This is a genomic window from Helicobacter ibis, from assembly GCF_027859255.1.
Taxonomy (GTDB): Bacteria; Campylobacterota; Campylobacteria; order Campylobacterales; family Helicobacteraceae; genus Helicobacter_D; species Helicobacter_D ibis.
Genome location: NZ_JAQHXR010000003.1, coordinates 100,218 through 116,791, shown reverse-complemented (window position 1 = coordinate 116,791; position 16,574 = coordinate 100,218). Strand labels below are relative to the sequence as shown.

Here is a 16,574-nt window from a genome sequence, read left to right as displayed (position 1 = left end):
AGTAATGAGAAAAGAGATTTCATTTATATTTTCTATTATTACAGAGTTGCTTGAAGAATCCTCGCCAAACATTAGTGAAATATTTAAAGAAATATGCACTACAAATGACAAATCAAAACAAGAACTAATACAATCTCTATCAAACACCGAAATATCACATCTAATAAAAGCACTAACGCTATATCATTTATTATTTAACATAATAGATGAAATCAATAGCATAAAAACACATACTTCAATAAAAAGTGTCGTAGATGAACTAAACAAACAAAACTATACAAATATACAAGACACATTAAAAAGACTAAAATTTTATCCCGTATTTACCGCACACCCAACAGAATCACTAAGAAGAACATTTTTAGAGAGTTATCATCAAATGTATAACGACATTGAATCTTTTCTAAAATATGACAACAAAGAGGCATTAGAACATCTAAAATATAGGCTAAGCCTCTTATGGTATAGCAAAATAGTAAGGGAAGAAAAAATTGAAGTGCTATTTGAACTTGATAATTTGCTTTATTTTATGGAAAGCTCCATTTTGCAAAGTGGCACAAAGGTGCTAATAGAAATAGAAAACATACTGCAAACAAAGCTCAAAAAATCACCAATAAAGCTAGGAAGCTGGATAGGTGGAGATAGAGATGGAAATCCATTTGTAAATAATAAAACAATGCTAGAAGCAGCAAAGATTCAACACAAAACCATAATAGAACACTACATAAAAATAGTAAGCAAGTTAGAAAGAGAACTATCATGCTCACTAGATTATATAAAGCCAACAAAAGAGCTACTAAAAAGCATAGAACAAGACAAAGACCTCTTAAGCCAAACTGCAAAGAAACTCTTCTTAAATGAGCCACTAAGAGCAAAACTTAGCATAATCAAAGCAAAACTAAACAACAAGATTCTAACTTTAAATATTCCAAATCCACAAAGCATAGACAACCAACAAACATACAAAAACCACAAAGAGCTAATAAAAGACATAGATATGCTACTAGATTCTGTAAATCCTCGAAGTGGGGCATATTTAAGAGAATTTAGAGCATTGGTATTGTTAGCTGGATTCCATTTAATGCAGCTAGACTTTAGAGAGCATAGAGATAAATTCTATCTAGCGTTAAATGAGATATTTATAATACTAGGATACACACATGAGAATATACTAAATCTACCAAAAACACAAAAAATAGAAATATTAAATAAAGCCTTAGATGAACCAATTATAAACCTAAATAAACTATATGACAAACTATCTAGCGATAGTAGAGAGCTTGTATGGGCATTTGTCAATTTTAAGTGGATTAAGGAAAATATTTCAGATTCTGCTATTGATTCATGTATTGTATCAATGACAAAAAATGCTGAAGATTTACTATGTGTATTGTGGTTTGCAAAGCAATCAAAACTATGGCAAGAAGATAAAAAAACAAAAATCTCAATTTCACCACTTTTTGAAACCATAAATGACTTAGAAAACGCACCAAAAATAATAAGCGAACTTGCACAAAATAAACATTATGCAAACTACCTAAAATCACGCAAAAACTACCAAGAAATAATGATAGGATATTCAGATTCAAGTAAAGATGGCGGAATCTTTGCTAGTAACTATTTTTTAAGAAAGGCAATTTATAGTCTTCTATCTTTAGAAAAATCTCTTGGAATTAAATTCAGACTATTTCATGGTAGAGGAGGGAGTGTCAGCAGAGGTGGCTTAGCATTAGAAGATGCGCTAATTGCAGCTCCAAACAATAGTGTAGCTGGGTTTTTCAAGGTTACAGAACAAGGCGAAGTAATAAGTGCAAAATATCTAAATCCTAAAAAAGCCAAGAGAAGCTTTGATATTGCAATATCTACCATACTAAAAAAATCAATCTATGATCTTTATAAACAAGAAAATAAAAGCGATAAATACGAAAAACTCTTAGAGAGCATAAGCACACACTCATATAATACATACAGAAAGCTAGTATATGAGGATAAAAACTTTATAGAATATTTTAAAGTCGCAACTCCAATAGAATTCATCTCACAGCTAAACATAGGATCACGCCCAAGCAAGAGAAAAAATACTCAAAAAATAGAAGACTTAAGAGCTATTCCTTGGGTGTTTTCATGGATTCAAAATAGATCAATCCTCCCAGCATGGTATGGCATAGGAAGTGCCCTAGAAGCAAACAAAAATGAAGACTTACAACAATGCTACAAAGAAAATCTATTCTTCAAAACAACAATAGATAACATCTCTCAAGCATTTTTGAAAGTAGATTTAGACATAGCTAAAAAATACCATGAATTTGCAAATAATATCCCGCAAAGTAAAAATATATGGAAAAGCATAGAAAATGAATACAAGCTAACACTAAAGTGGCTATGCTTTATAAGGGGTGAAAAATCACTACTTCAAAACACTCAAGCAAGAGAATCAATATTACAAAGAAAGGAATTTTTAAAAAATCTTAGCTTTTGCCAAATATACTTAATAGAATCATATAAAATACAAAAGAACTCTAAGACAAAAAAGATTATACTAAGCCAGATAATCACAACAATAGTTGGCATAGCTCAAGGGATAAGGAATACAGGATAATGGTAAAATTAACGATATTAATGCCAAATTACAATAATGCGACATATATAGGACAAGCTATAGATTCTATCTTAATGCAAAAAACCAGATATCAATACAAAATAATAATAAGTGATGATGCTTCAAGCGATGATAGCCTAAAAATAATTGAATTATACAAACAAAAATACAAAAATACAATCAAAGTCCTAAAACAAAAGAGGAATCTTGGATTAACACTAAATATGCTAAAGCTATACAATGAAGCTAAAAGTGAATATTTTTGTGTGCTAGATAGTGATGACTACTGGACAGATGAACTAAAAATAGAAAAGGCACTGAGCTTCCTAGAGGAACATAAAAACTATACAAGCTATCAGGGCAAAACGCTAATCAAACAAGATGGTACAGAAAAAATATATATGGACTACACAAACAATCATACATGTTTATTTTCTCAATATCTAACAAAAAGCGAAAAACAACAATACATGCAAATAAGTGGGGGGGGGGGGCAAGACAATATAATAAATGCTCCAATATCATTTCCAACTATGGGACATACTTCTAGTTCCATTTTTAGAAATATAGCCTTACATACAAAACATACGCAAGATTTTTTTAAAAAAGCCACACGATATGATATGTATGGCGGAGATAGCTTTAGAAACTTATTGCACTTAATATATGGATGTTCATACCATAGCACAGATGTTGATAGTGTGTATAATATGCATGGAAGTGGAGATTGGAGTGCTAATAATGACGATTTGCAAACTTATAGAAATGCTGTATTTTGGCATGATTTTTGGGGGTTTAGTGGCAAGAAATTTTTATTATTTATATCTACATCATATGACCTTTTTATAGGCATGGTAAATAAAACAGACGAAATAAAATACACAAAAAACGATAACCCCAAGAAAAAAATCCCACAAATGCTACGCAATTATAATGAAAACATGGAAGCTATAATCAATCTTTTAAAAAGATACCCAAATGCATAGCAACAATATACTAATAACAGGTGGTGCAGGCTATATTGGTGCATCTTGCGCTTATTATTTTTTAAAGAATACTTCTTGCAATGTATTTATAATAGATGACTTTAGCACTGGATATATGGAAAATATAAAGGCACTAGATGACTTTAAGCATAAAATCAAACTCTATACCTCATCTGTAGGAGACAAAAATACCCTAGAAGAGGTATTCTCACATGATATAGATTGTGTTCTGCACTATGCAGGTTCCTTGCTGGTAAGCGAAAGCACAGAAAAACCAATACAGTACTACAAAAACAATGTAACAAATATGATAACCCTCCTAGAAATGTGCGATAAATATAAAGTCCCAAGACTTATCTTTAGCTCTTCTGCTACAATATATGGAGAACCACTATACACACCAATTGACGAATCGCATCAAATCTCACCAATAAATCCATATGGGAACACAAAGCAAATAGGAGAAAAGCTACTTAGTGATTATGCCAATTCAACAAATAATTTCGAATTTGTAACCTTACGATACTTTAATGTCGCAGGCTCATTAATAAACAATGGGATAAACATAGGACAAAGAGGGATTGCCACACATCTAATAAAAATTGCTTCTCAATGTGCTATAGGCTACAAAGAAGCAATAGATATCTTTGGAAATGACTATAACACAAAAGATGGCACTTGCATTAGGGATTATATAAGCATACAAGACTTGGCATTAGCGCATATAAAAGCATACGAATATCTAAAAAATGGTGGAAAAAGTGATGCATTTAATGTTGGATATGGACGTGGATATAGTGTAAAAGAGATCCTAAATATAACCAAGAAAGTGAGTAATACTAATTTTACATGCAATATAAAACCACGAAGAAATGGAGATCCTAGTATCCTAGTAGCAAATAATGCGAAAATAAGAGAAAAAATGGGCTGGAAAGCAAAATTTGACAATATTGAAGAAATAATAAAAAGTGCTTATAAGTTTGAAAAAATGCTAAATGGGGATTTGAAAAAATAGTTAATATTCTTATAGCGAAATTTCATGCTATATGAATGAAGCATTAACCTACTAGCCCCAAAATACTCTATACGCTTAGAATCGCTCATACAAGTAAAATTGCCACCCTCTATAAACTCACTATCTAAATACTCTCTCACCTTAAAGTCCTCACAACCATAAAGTGGGTCGCCAAGTATTGCGTGGTTTATAGAATGCAAATGCACTCTTATTTGATGTGTGCGACCGCTATAAAGTCTAACTTTTAATAAAGTATTATTAAAAATATGTCCTAAAATTTCAAATTCACTTTTTGAATCTTTAAATGAAAAATTTGCAGAATCTTTTGTGCATATATTGCCATTTAGATTCTCTCCTAAAAATACGCTTCTAATGCTTAAATCTCTGCCCTTTGCCTGTGTGCTAATTGGCACAGAAATACAAAAATCTCTACTTAAATACCCTCTGCAAAGGGCCAAATATTCTTTAGAGATGAGATTTTTTGCAAACATATCCCCAAGCTCTCTTATGCTATCTTTATGCTTACCAACTAGCACAAGTCCGCTAGTTTCCTTATCTATCCTATGTATCAAACTAGCATCATTTCCACAATGACTTCTTATCTCATCAACTAAGCTTTTATGATTAAATCTCCCCTTAGGGTGAATTAATAGCTTCTCTGGCTTATCAAAAACTATAAAATCATCATTTTCAAAGACAGCTTTAACACCAAGCCTATTTGGCTTAAAGACTAGCACATCTACAAAGTTCTCTAAAAGTTTATTTTTGTCATTATTCCCCAAAATATCGCCATTATAGACAACTCTGCCTTTATTTATATATCTTTGTGATTGTGCCATGCTAAGCTTTAAAGTATCCATTAAGAATCTAAAAGCCTTTATAGGCTCTTGTATATAAAATCTCTCTAAGATAAATGGCACTAAATCTCTCTTAATGCACCACTTATATCGATATGGCAGTATCCATTTGGATTTTTTTGTAGATATTTTTGATGATAAGATTCTGCAGGATAGAAGTTTTCTAATAGCATAACTTCAGTTACTATTTTTTGCTTAAGTGATATTTGATATTTTGCTACAAACTCCAATACAAATTCTAGTGTAGCAGAATCTTGTGTGTAGATTCCGCTTCTATATTGCTCTCCTATGTCATTTCCTTGATAATTTAGTGCAAAAGGATCAATAATGCTAAAAAATCTACGCAATATTTCATCTAAAGATAAAATGCTATCATCATAATAAAGCTCCAATGCTTCAACGGCACCACTACTTCCACTGCATACTAGCTCATAACTTGGGTTTTTGACTTTAGAGTTTGCATACCCAACGCTAGATTTAATACTACCTTTAAGCAAATCAAAATAACCTTGAATCCCCCAAAAACAACCTCCAGCTAGATATATAACGCTCTTCATCAAAAAATCACACTAACAATAATTGAAGGATATTTTTTAGTTCTTTTAAACATCACTTTTCTTAGTGCGTTTTTTATCTCGTTTTCCATTGCTTTTTGGCTATTATATAGCTCTTTTTTGCAATTTTTCAAAAATAGCTCAAAAAACTCCTCTATTTCTTTGTTGAATCCCATAGTTTCCTTATTAGACACTATGCCCATAGAGTGTATTTTTGGCTTTTCTTTTAATGATTGCTTATTTTTATCAATTTGAACTACAACGCATAAGATTCCATTTTCAGCCAAGTTTTGTCTATCTAAAACTACATCATTAGATATTGTTGAATTTACTTGGTTGTCAATATATGTTTTGCCTGTTTTTACACTCTTTACCTTACGCATATAATTGTGAGCAATCTCTACTTGATCGCCATCTTCCATAAGATAGATATTTTTCTCATTTACACCACAAGAAATAGCGGTTTCTTTATGCTTTAAAATGTGGTTATACTCCCCATGCACTGGCAAGAAAAACTTAGGCTTTACAAGACGCAACATTAGCTTTTGTTCCTCTTGCGCTGCATGTCCACTTGTATGAATCTCGCTAAAATCTTGGTAATACACCTTAGCACCAGATTTTGTAATGAAATTTATAACATTTGATACAGCACCTTCATTTCCTGGAATCGCCTTTGCAGAGAGGATTACCACATCGCTTTCTTTGATTTTTATGTGTCTGTGCTCATCTGTTGCCATTCTATATAATGCACTCATGGTTTCACCTTGACTGCCGGTAGTAACTATTAGCACTTCTTCATCTGGGTATTTTGCTACTTCATGTGCTTCGATAAATATATTTTGTGGCAAGTCAATATAGCCTAAAGTTCTAGCAATTTCTAAGTTTTTCTCCATAGAACGCCCAATAACGGATACCTTTCTGCCATATTTGATTCCATGTTCTATTGCTTGATATACTCTATGGATATTTGAGCTAAATGTGCTCATAATCACTCTTCCCTTAGCACGAGAGAATAGTAAATCAAATGCAGGTCCAACACTTGCTTCACTTGGTGTATAGCCACTTTTATGTGAGTTTGTAGAATCACTTAATAACAATAAAACTCCTTGCTCACCATAATGTGCAATTCTATTTAGATCTGTTGGATAGCCATCAATTGGTGTATGATCTATTTTAAAGTCTCCAGTATGGAAGATTAATCCTGCTTCTGTTTTGATAGCTAAAGCACTAGAATCTACAATAGAATGCGTAATATGAATCCATTCAATTTCAAACTCTCCGATTCTAATAGGCTTCCTTTTCTCCACTGCTCTAAAGAGTGAGCGATATTTTTTAAGCCCATGCTCATCAAACTTAGAACCAATAAGCCCTAGTGGTAGTGGTGTGCCATAGATAGGAAACTGATATTTTTTAAAGAGATATGGCATAGCACCGATATGATCTTCATGTGCGTGAGTGATTATAATCCCTGCAATTTTGTCTTTAATCACTTCTAAATAACTAAAATCAGGCACTAAAATATCAACCCCATGCATACTAGAATCTGGAAAGCTCATACCCGCATCAATGATGATTGCAGAGTTTTGCGTTTCAATCACAGTCATATTCCCGCCAATCTCACCTAGCCCACCAATAGGAGTTATTCTAACCTTGCCATTTGGATTTACATGCACTTGAGAATGCGGAGTTAGCGTATTGTGATGAATCTTAGCATTTATATCAACAACCCTCTTTAGCTCTGTGTTATTTTCCTTTGGAGCTTGTCTGTTGCCATGCTTTGCTTTGTCTGTATTTTTAAATTTTTGATTATATCTAGGCTTAGATTCTTGATTTTTATCTTGTGTTCTCTCTTTGTTTTCTCTGTTTTCTCCCTTATTATGTGGGCGAAATCTCCTCTTTGGTCTTTGTTCGTTTGGTTTTGTTTCATTTTGTTTATTTTCTTCCATGTTCCGCTCTTTTATAAAAATTTCAAAAGTCGGTGATAAGTATCTGTATCCACTTCATGAGGTCTTGAATTTATCGGTATATTTAGTTTCTGCAAAATATCCTTAGCATTTTTATAAGTTTTGCTAAGGTTGTTTAACAATGTCTTTCTTGGGCTAGTAAAAGCAATTTTTAGCATTGCTTCTAGCTTGTCTAAAGATTCATAATTTTTTGTCTTTTGTATTAAAAATACTGCTGAAGTTACTTTAGGTGGAGGGCTAAATGCCTCTTTTGGAACAGAGAATAAATAACTGGCCACTCCTACACTTTGCGTCAAAATACTCAATGCTCCAAAACTAGAGCCAAATACATCAGCACAAAATTTCTCTGCAACTTCCTTTTGTGTCATAACAACACAGCCCTTACAAAAAGGATCTTTTAACACCTTTACAATAAGTAAAGTAGCAATATAATAAGGAAGATTCGAAACCAAAAAATATTTCTCGTTTTCTAAAGTCTCCCCTTTCCAATACTCAAGTATATCTCCTAGCTTTAGCTGCAATTGCTTTGATTTTAGAGCATCACTAAAACGCCTCTGCAAATGCGGCACAAGCTCCATATCGACCTCATACGCAGTGATACTTCCTAAGCTTAATAGCTTATTTGTTAAATCACCTAAGCCAGCCCCAATTTCTAATATTTTATATTGTCTCACATCTTTGGGAATGGATTGGATAATCTGTGTTAAAATAATTTCATCTTGCAAGAAGTTTTGCCCAAAACGCTTCTTAGCTACTACATTTGCACCTATGATAACCCTTAGATTCTAAAATTATTCAATTATATCACAAATATTTCCACTTTTTGTGATACATATCTTTTCGCTACTAAATTTATCAAAAATCTCTAAAATTACATTTTCTTTTGGACGAGAAATACCAACATTAACAATCTTGCACACTAAAAACCCAAAATCATCAAACAAGATTCTATTGCTCTCCCCACAGCCACCGCTTATTTTTATATCAACAATCCCATATCTACTAGAAATAGCCAAACTTCCATCTCTTAGAGCATTAGCAAACTTTGAATTATTATAATTATAAACACTTAAATATTTTGAATCTATCGGACTTCTAGCTATTTCAAAAGAATCCATAGGTCTATCATCAAAATTCTTTGTCTTAGAATCTCTGGCACTATCACTAAAGATAGAATAACTCCAGCCAATATCTTTTAATTTATTAAATTGAATCCTATAAAAACTTTGTTTATATTTTTTCATTTCTTCACTACAAAAATCACTTTTGCAAAACTTATATTGTGTAATTTCCTTGCTATTTTGCAATGCCAAATATTTTGTGTATTGTATATGTTTTACTATCTGATTTTTTGCTAGGTGCAGTTTTGAATGAGGATATAAAACATAACCAATAGATGCTAAGATTCCAACAATAACAATAAAAAGCAGAATCTCAAATAAGCTAAATGCCCTATTCCACATAGAATCTAACTATTTCTTTATTGTGGTATATAATTGGCACTGGTCTAAAGTTCTCCTTTTTTATATAGCTAAGCTCTCTATCTCCTCTATCTATCCCATAGAATCTAAGTCTTTCTTGCAAAGGCACATCTGTCTTTACACTATAGATTCCTCGAATCTTCAAACTCTCGCTTAATTCCTTTGCTATATAGTGTCTAAGTGCGAAATTATCACTATAAGGCATTACCAAAAACAATAGCTTAGATACAAAAATACTAGAAGTAAAAATTATAAGCACAATAAAAGACACAACAAATGGAATCTTATATCTAGCTCTAAATTGTGGCAACCTAACTCTAAGCCCAGATAAAAATAGTAACACCATAAAAGGCAAGAAACACAAAAGCAATGGAGCATAATTTTGCGTATCTATCTTTTGTCTTAATGATACAAATAATATAAACAAAAGTGCGACAATAGCGATATAAAATCCAAGTGGTTTTTCTTTTTTATTTGCGAATCTATAAAGGCTATATAAAAAATACACAAAAATAAGTGGAGAAAAAATAAGCATCAAATGCCCCATAGTATCAGCAAAATATCCTCTAGGATACCCACCAATATCAATCCCAAAAATATAAGAATTAACCCCAAAGCCAATAAGTGAGACAAAAATCAATATAGTATTTTTATTGCTAATACCATAAAAAATCAAAGCCAAAAAAATAATAGAAAAACTCTCATCTAAGAACATTAAAAATACAAGTAGCCAATATGGAATCTTGTTATATCTTTGATACAAAAAACACAACAAAAGAGTAAAAAAAATCGTAATATTTACTTCTAACACAAGCAATGCCCCAGCATTAATGCCGGGCAAAAGCATAAACAAAATAGTGCAAAATAGCGAATCTTTATCGTTTTTCAAATTGCTTCTAGCATATAAAAACATAAGCACTATATTAAATATGTGTAATATTAAAAAAAAGATTCTAAGACCAAAGTCATTTTGACCAAACAAATACACGCCAAAACGCGATAAATACGCACTTGGTGTAGTGCCATTAAAAAATGCTAAAGTTTCATGGTAGCTTATGCTTAAATTTGACCAAAACCAGCAAAGCAAAGCAACATGCAATAAAATAGCCAAAAAAAGATAACTAGAAACTCTCACTAAACTCATAGCCATTTATTCTTAGTTTATTTCTTATTAATTCTTGGTGTTCTTTGCCTTTTGTATCTAGCATAATGCTGACGCTTGCATCGCCATAAGAAGTAGAGATTCTATCAAAGTCAATCTTTACAATATTCGCCCCCAAACTTGATAGCAAATTGCTAAGTTCTTGCAAACTTCCGGGCTTATCAATTAAAGTTACACTAAACCTCATCTTTCTATGAGCTCTAACTAAGCCCTTTTCTATAATCACACCAAGCATTGTTACATCTATGTTTCCACCACTTAGCACAAGTCCTATATTTTCGTTTTTAGATATTTGAAACTTATTGTGCAAAAGTGCAGCTACGACACTAGCCCCGGCACCCTCGACTACTAGCTTTTGTTTTTCTAGCAAAAATAATATCGCCTCTGCTATTTCATAATCATCTACCATTACAATTTCATCAACACATTCTAAAATGTATCCAAAATTCTTTTCATTAACATTCTTAACAGCGATTCCATCAGCTATCGTCCGCACTGAATCTATGCGTTCTATTTCTTTTTTTAAAAACGAATGATACATAGCAGCAGCACCTTGAGCTACGACGCCTACTATTTTTGTATTAGGAATCATTTGCTTATACACAGCACCAATACCGCTTATAAGTCCACCACCACCTATTGGCACTACTATTGTATTTAGGTTATTTTCCGCTTCTATCATCTCTAAGGCTATCGTTCCTTGACCGGCTATTACCTCATCATCGGCAAATGGGTGGATAAAACATAAATTATTTTCTTTGGCATATTCTAGTGCATACGCATAAGATTCATCATAATTATTCCCCTTAAGTATCGCTTCTGCACCAAGCTCTTTTACGCCCATTACCTTTAAAAGTGGGGTAGATTCTGGCATCACAATTACTGCTTTAATACCAAAATGCTTTGCACTATATGCAACACCTTGCGCATGATTCCCAGCACTTGCTGCAATTACTCCTCGATTTTTTTCATCATCACTTAGAGTTGCTATTTTGTTAAATGCTCCCCTAAGCTTAAAAGAGCCTGTATTTTGGAGATTTTCTTGTTTTACATATACATTTGCCTCTCTTTTAGCACTAAGTCTTGGTGCAAAAGCTAACTTTGTGTTTTGCACCACTCCATTTAGCCTCCTTGAAGCGTCCATTATCTTTGATAGAGCAATCATCTAAAAAGCCTTTTGTGTTCTAGTTTTATACATAAATTTTCAACATAAAATATATCACTATTTTCTAATAACTCTTTTGATTCTTTAGATTCTATGCCTAGTTGCACCCACATGCACTTTGGCTTATTTTTTAAAGCTAATACCTCTTGTGCAATTCCAAAAATAGCCTCACTTTTTCTAAAAACATTTAAAATATCAATCCTTACATCAATTTCTTGTAGGCTTTTATATGTTTTAATCCCTAATATCTCATCATATTTTGGGTGTATTGGTATTATGTTATAGCCATTATTTAACAAATACTCCCCAACCATGTAGCTTGGTTTATTTATATCATTGCTAAGCCCTAAAATTGCTATATTTTTACTTGCTTGCAGAATCTCTTTTATCATTTTTTCTCTTTCATGTATTTGCTTAATTTTAACGCAAAAAATGATAAAATCACCAAATTACAACAAAGGTAGGCAAATGTTTGAAAGAATTGATTCAATATTAAGAGAAATAGAAGAAGCACAAGCTGAAATAAAACTACTGCTAAATATGGCAAAAATTTCATTCGTTGATTTTATAATGATAAAAAGAGGCTCACAAGATATGCCAGAAGGCTTAGGGGAATGGAATTTTCAACAAATAGACAATGAAGTAAGAAGATTAAAAGAAGCTATTGATACTTTAAACAAAATAAAAAAAGAAGTCCTAACTTGGTAAGTTTAGGTTTCTCTATTTAGATAGCTCTTTTAATTTATCCATTACTTCTTGTGCATGACCATTTACCTTTACATTTTTCCAAATATACTCTATCTTGCCGCTAGGGCTTATAATATATGTGCTTCTTAGCACTCCATAATACTCTTTGCCATATAGCTTTTTTAATCCCCAAGCATTATATGATTCTAAGACTTCTTTATTTGAATCGCTCAAAAGTGTGAAGTTTAATGAATCTTTTTCTATAAAGCTTTTATGACTTTTTATACTATCTGGGCTAACTCCAATTATAGTTGCCCCAAGAGAAGAGATTATCTTCATATTATCCCTAAAATCACACGCCTCTTGTGTGCAACCTTTAGTTTTATCTTTAGGATAAAAATAAAGCACAACAAAACTTCCAACATAATCTTTTAATGACACTTCTATTCCATCTTGATTTTGAAGCCTAAAATTTGGTGCTATATCACCTATTTTTAATTCCATTTTTACTCCTTTTTGAGAGATAATTTTTACATATTTTAGGGTAATATTACAAATTTATAATTTTTGGAGATAACAATGAGCACAATAGTAACTAGATTCCCGCCTTCACCTACTGGATTTTTACACATAGGAGGCTTAAGAACAGCACTTTTTAGCTATCTATATGCTAGAGCAAATAATGGCAAATTCCTATTAAGAATCGAAGATACAGACCAAGCAAGAAACTCAAAAGAAGCAACAGATGCAATTATAGAAGCATTTAAGTGGGTTGGAATGGACTATGATGGCGAGGTTGTATATCAAAGTCAAAGATATGATCTATATTCACAATATGTTCAAAAGTTACTAGAAAGTGGCAAAGCATATTATTGCTATATGAGCAAAGAAGAATTAGACCAATTACGAGAATCTCAAAGGCAAAGAGGCGAAACTCCAAAATACGATAATAGATACAGAGATTACAAAGGTACTCCACCTAAAGATATAAAGCCCGTAGTAAGGATAAAAGCACCACTAGAGGGAGAAATATCATTTTATGATGGAATAAAAGGAGATATGAATATAAATGCAAAAGAACTAGATGACTTCATCATTGCAAGAAGCGATGGAAGCCCAACTTATAACTTTTGTGCAGCCATAGATGATGCACTAATGGGGGTAACAGACATAATAAGAGGCGATGACCACCTAAGCAACACTCCAAAACAAATCATAGTATATGAAGCACTAGGATTTAAAGTGCCTAAATTCTACCATGTGCCTATGATACTAAACCCACAAGGGCACAAACTAAGCAAAAGAGATGGCGCTACTAATGTTATGGATTATAAAGATATGGGATACCTTCCACACGCACTCTTAAACTTCCTAATAAGGCTTGGCTGGAGTCATGGAGACCAAGAAATATTTAGCATTGATGAAATGCTAAGACTATTTAATCCAAAAGACATAAACACTGCTCCATCAGCATACAACCAAGAAAAGCTTTTATGGCTAAATAGTCAATACATAAACAAACTAAGCAATAATGAGATAAATGAACTCTTGCCAAATTATGGAGCAACAATTCCAAGCAAAGAAATACAAGACATACTTTACTCTGAAGCAAAAGAGAGGTCAAATACTCTAGTAGAGTTTGCTAACATAATAAATGAATGTCTAAATGATGAGATAAACTTTGATTCTAAAATGAAAGAAAAAATTAAAAATGATGAAAATATTCATATACTAAAAGAATTTCTAACATACACAAACACAATGACAAAGCCAAAAACCATACAAGATTCAGAAAACGAAATAAATGCTTTTGCAGATTTTCAAGGCATTAAAGCAAAAAGTCTATTTATGCCATTAAGATATGCTTTACTTGGCAAGAGCGGTGGTGTTGGCGTTGCAGTGTTATTAAGCATATTAGAAAAAGATCAAATACAACTAAGATTACAAAACGCAATTAATAGCCTATGCTAAGAGGACAATATTTTGCACTAAACTTAACAATACTAATATTAGTTGCAATAAACTTAAGAGCACCGATAACTTCAATAGGACCAATTGCAGAGATAGTTCAAAAATACTATCAAATAAGCTCATCTGAAGTTGGACTTTTAACATCGCTACCGCTTATGGCTTTTGGTATATTTTCTTTCTTTGCTATGTATTTACAAACAAGTCTTGCATTGTTTTTAGCATTAATATCAATGTTAATAGGCGAGATTCTAAGAAGCTATGGCTCACATTTCTTGCCAAACAATAGTGCATTATTTCTAGGCACTATAATAATAGGCTTTGGAATTGCAATAGGAAATGTGGTTTTGCCCATTTTTGTAAAATCAAAATTCAAAAAAAATCTATCAAAAATAATGAGTCTATATAGTCTCATTATAAACTCATCTGGTTTTTTAGGAATCTTAGTTGCCCTTCCACTAGTATTAATGTTACCAATCCCACATGCTCTTGCTACATGGACTATACTAGCCTTTATAGCATTGATTGCTTTCTTGCCATACACAAAGAATAAAAGATTATTCAAAAAGCGTAAAAGAATACAAAAGTCACAAAATTTATTTTTCTCAAAGACTGCATGGAGTGTTACTATTTTTATGGGATTCCAATGCTCTATTGCATATTGCTTGCTTGCGTGGTTTCCTACATTTATAGTAGAGAAAGGATATAGTTTGCAATATGCTTCAAACATTACTTTATTTATGCAACTAATCTCACTTCCAGCCTCTTTTATATGCCCCATACTTTTAACTAGATTCAAAGGCAAAAAAGAAGCATTATATATAGCTTGTTTATGTATATTATATTTTCTAGGATTCATATCTCTTTATTATGCAAAAGAACCTTTAGAGATATTCATATCTACATCGATAATAGCCATTCCATTTGGTGGAGTATTTGGGATTGTATTATTGTTTATCTCACAAAAAGCAATCCAAGTATCAACCGCCTCAAAGCTATCGGCTATGGCGCAAGGTATAGGATATATAATAGGTGCTATTGGACCATATCTAATAGGCAAGATTCATGATATAACTTTTAGATATGATTATGGGATATTGCTACTAGCATTATATGCTTTATTTTTACTAATTGTAGCCAGTCTTTCATATAGGGCAAAGCCTATTTAGACTTTAATAGCTTTCTTGTAATTGCGTGTGTCTTTAACCAATCTTGCAAAGGCAATAGAGGGTATCCAGCCATTTTGCTAAATGGCTTGACATCTTTTGTAATACCACTCTTTGCACCAATTTGAGAAAACTCTCCGATATGCAAATGCCCCACACTACCAGCCTGACCGCCAAGCACTACATTTCTTCCCGTGCTAGTAGAACCTGATAGTCCAACTTGAGATACAATAATACTATATTCTCCAAGCACACAATTATGTGCTATTTGAACTAGATTATCTATCTTTACACCTTTTTTGATTCTAGTCTCACCAAAAACTGCCCTATCTACTGATACATTAGAACCTATCTCTACATCATCTTCTATTATTACTACACCATTATGATATATCTTTATATGCTCCCCACTAGCAGTATGTGCATAGCCAAACCCATCTCCACCAATTACACTATTTGCATGAATTGCTACACTAGAGCATATTTTTGTATCATTGTATATACATACATTTGGATAGATAATGCAGTTATCGCCTATCTCTACATTTTCTCCTATTACAACACCAGACATAATTAGAGTATTATCCCCTATTTTGCTTCCATTGCCTATTGTTACATTATTCTTAATTACTGCACTTGTGCTAATACTAGGGCTTATAGTGCTAGAAAATAGTGGCTTTGCAAATATCTTTGTCAAATACGCCATTATTAAATATGGGTTCTTACTTATTACAACTATCCTATTCTTTGGCAAGATTTCTTTATGAATCTCCCTTGCTATTATCATGCTTGCATTTGTGTTTTGTATATCGATTATATATTTATCTTTTTCTAGGAATGTAATATAGCCACTCTGTGCTAGTTTTGGAGATTCAATCCCTAAAATCTCAAAATCATCACAAAATCCATCTCCAACCTCAACTCCATCTATCTTATCTGCTAAAAATTCCAAAACTTCCTTTAATTTCAT

At 32.4% G+C, this 16,574-nt stretch carries 16 protein-coding genes; 6 read left to right on the top strand and 10 right to left on the bottom strand.

All coding sequences use genetic code 11. The features are described from left to right. The first annotated feature begins 4 nt into the window (after positions 1–4). The 3 genes from PF021_RS06360 to galE are packed head-to-tail and all read left to right on the top strand — an operon-like array spanning position 5 to position 4,600. Positions 5–2,599, top strand: a complete 2,595-nt coding sequence (locus tag PF021_RS06360) for a phosphoenolpyruvate carboxylase (RefSeq protein WP_271021639.1) — start codon at positions 5–7, stop codon at positions 2,597–2,599. Beyond that, complete coding sequence (locus PF021_RS06355; protein WP_271021638.1) at positions 2,599–3,585, top strand: glycosyltransferase family 2 protein; 987 nt, start codon at positions 2,599–2,601, stop codon at positions 3,583–3,585. The genes PF021_RS06360 and PF021_RS06355 overlap by 1 nt, the downstream gene beginning before the upstream one ends. Beyond that, positions 3,578–4,600, top strand: a complete 1,023-nt coding sequence (galE, locus tag PF021_RS06350; protein ID WP_271021637.1) for a UDP-glucose 4-epimerase GalE — start codon at positions 3,578–3,580, stop codon at positions 4,598–4,600. The genes PF021_RS06355 and galE overlap by 8 nt, the downstream gene beginning before the upstream one ends. Here galE and PF021_RS06345 read toward each other — a convergent pair. The 8 genes from PF021_RS06345 to PF021_RS06310 form a co-directional block, all read right to left on the bottom strand. Further along, a complete protein-coding gene (locus tag PF021_RS06345) occupies positions 4,558–5,520 on the bottom strand; it encodes an RluA family pseudouridine synthase (RefSeq protein WP_271021636.1) in 963 nt (320 codons plus the stop codon). The genes galE and PF021_RS06345 overlap by 43 nt on opposite strands. Further along, positions 5,520–6,014, bottom strand: coding sequence for a peptide-methionine (S)-S-oxide reductase MsrA (gene msrA / locus PF021_RS06340; RefSeq protein WP_271021635.1), 495 nt, complete (start codon positions 6,012–6,014; stop codon positions 5,520–5,522). The genes PF021_RS06345 and msrA overlap by 1 nt, the downstream gene beginning before the upstream one ends. Further along, entirely contained in the window at positions 6,014–7,957 is a 1,944-nt protein-coding gene (locus PF021_RS06335) for a ribonuclease J (RefSeq protein WP_271021634.1), read from the bottom strand. The genes msrA and PF021_RS06335 overlap by 1 nt, the downstream gene beginning before the upstream one ends. An 11-nt stretch (positions 7,958–7,968) precedes the next feature. Continuing rightward, positions 7,969–8,700 (bottom strand): 16S rRNA (adenine(1518)-N(6)/adenine(1519)-N(6))-dimethyltransferase RsmA, encoded by a 732-nt coding sequence (gene rsmA, locus PF021_RS06330; protein ID WP_320415072.1) that lies wholly within the window; start codon positions 8,698–8,700, stop codon positions 7,969–7,971. A gap of 66 nt (positions 8,701–8,766) precedes the next feature. Beyond that, the gene (locus PF021_RS06325) at positions 8,767–9,438 is read right to left on the bottom strand and encodes a pilus assembly FimT family protein (protein ID WP_271021632.1); all 672 of its coding nucleotides are present in this window, start codon (positions 9,436–9,438) and stop codon (positions 8,767–8,769) included. Continuing rightward, entirely contained in the window at positions 9,428–10,600 is a 1,173-nt protein-coding gene (locus PF021_RS06320; protein WP_271021631.1) for a hypothetical protein, read from the bottom strand. The genes PF021_RS06325 and PF021_RS06320 overlap by 11 nt, the downstream gene beginning before the upstream one ends. Beyond that, the gene (gene ilvA, locus PF021_RS06315; protein WP_271021630.1) at positions 10,578–11,783 is read right to left on the bottom strand and encodes a threonine ammonia-lyase; all 1,206 of its coding nucleotides are present in this window, start codon (positions 11,781–11,783) and stop codon (positions 10,578–10,580) included. Before ilvA ends, PF021_RS06320 begins: the two co-directional genes overlap by 23 nt. Then, positions 11,780–12,175 carry a CoA-binding protein gene (locus PF021_RS06310; protein ID WP_271021629.1) on the bottom strand — a complete coding sequence of 132 codons (396 nt, stop codon included), beginning with the start codon at positions 12,173–12,175 and terminating at the stop codon, positions 11,780–11,782. Before PF021_RS06310 ends, ilvA begins: the two co-directional genes overlap by 4 nt. 76 nt (positions 12,176–12,251) lie before the next feature. Between PF021_RS06310 and PF021_RS06305 the strand changes: the two genes are divergently transcribed. After that, the gene (locus tag PF021_RS06305; RefSeq protein WP_271021628.1) at positions 12,252–12,491 is read left to right on the top strand and encodes a DUF2443 domain-containing protein; all 240 of its coding nucleotides are present in this window, start codon (positions 12,252–12,254) and stop codon (positions 12,489–12,491) included. A gap of 12 nt (positions 12,492–12,503) precedes the next feature. On the opposite strand, the gene bcp is transcribed toward PF021_RS06305, so the two are convergent. Then, on the bottom strand, positions 12,504–12,974 hold the full coding sequence (bcp, locus tag PF021_RS06300) for a thioredoxin-dependent thiol peroxidase (protein ID WP_271021627.1): 471 nt from the start codon (positions 12,972–12,974) through the stop codon (positions 12,504–12,506). A 75-nt stretch (positions 12,975–13,049) separates the two neighbouring features. Between bcp and gltX the strand changes: the two genes are divergently transcribed. Further along, positions 13,050–14,441, top strand: coding sequence for a glutamate--tRNA ligase (gene gltX / locus PF021_RS06295; protein ID WP_271021626.1), 1,392 nt, complete (start codon positions 13,050–13,052; stop codon positions 14,439–14,441). Beyond that, the gene (locus tag PF021_RS06290; protein WP_271021625.1) at positions 14,435–15,607 is read left to right on the top strand and encodes an MFS transporter; all 1,173 of its coding nucleotides are present in this window, start codon (positions 14,435–14,437) and stop codon (positions 15,605–15,607) included. Before gltX ends, PF021_RS06290 begins: the two co-directional genes overlap by 7 nt. Here PF021_RS06290 and lpxD read toward each other — a convergent pair. Further along, positions 15,600–16,574, bottom strand: coding sequence for a UDP-3-O-(3-hydroxymyristoyl)glucosamine N-acyltransferase (gene lpxD / locus PF021_RS06285; protein WP_271021624.1), 975 nt, complete (start codon positions 16,572–16,574; stop codon positions 15,600–15,602). The two genes, PF021_RS06290 and lpxD, sit on opposite strands and share 8 nt — an antisense overlap.